Annotated in this window: 1 protein-coding gene; it reads left to right on the top strand. The window is 46.4% G+C overall.

The genetic code is table 11. The features are described 5' to 3' along the window. Positions 1-309: 309 nt before the first annotated feature. Positions 310-830, top strand: a 521-nt coding sequence (locus A3761_RS18430) for a hypothetical protein (protein WP_156491942.1), incomplete at its 3' end; no start/stop codon positions are given.

Genomic DNA, 830 nt, shown 5'->3' with positions numbered 1-830 from the left:
CATCATAGCCAAAGTAAGATTTTAGGGCGTGAAGCGCCGTGTCCATATTCATAGGTCGTTCTCCTGAAAGGGGCTGTGATTCTTAACTTCCCTTTGGGCATCATGAGGAGACACGTCGGGCAGGTCTTTCCAATTTATCGGCATCGCAAATTCCTTTTGCTAATGATTGAATTCACGAGAAGCCTAGCAAATATAGTGGGTCGCATGCAAAGTCGGCCAACACGATTTACATTACAATAGGCCAAAATATTAAACGCCATTCTGGCAACTAAACTAGATGGAACACCTCCTAAATGCTAAAGTAAGCAGATGCTAACTTCCTATAAGCCAATAACGCTAATAATAAAGCGCTCAATAGTCCTATTAGCACTGTTTTTATCAGCTTGCGCCAGCTTTGATCAGACCAACATTAAACCCGGTCAGCGTGTTGATGGCTTTACTTTCTCTTTTGAAGTGCCTACAGAAACACCCTGGTTTGCAGTCGTATATGGCACAAGTCATCGTCTGAAACTCAGCCAATTAAACCAAGACGATAGTTACTCCATTCTAGTCACCTTAACTCGCGGCCCAAGAAGCGGTATGTATTCGAGTGCCAACGCGCACTTACAGGCACTAAAGCGCCACCTGCAATTAGAACGGCAGCCAAAAGGTTTAGTCCTCCATCACCAGGCACAAGCCATTGATACACGCTATGGCGAATTATGCATTCGTCAAACCAGTAATAGCGAAGACTGGCGAGGTCGAGCAAAGCCCGGCCCAGCGCTGATAGACAGTATCACCCTGACCTGTCCTCACCCCGGCTTCGCAAACGTACTAATCAGCACGACGCT

The organism is Oleiphilus sp. HI0123 (assembly GCF_001635315.1).
This window is presented reverse-complemented; position numbering and strand designations above follow the sequence as displayed.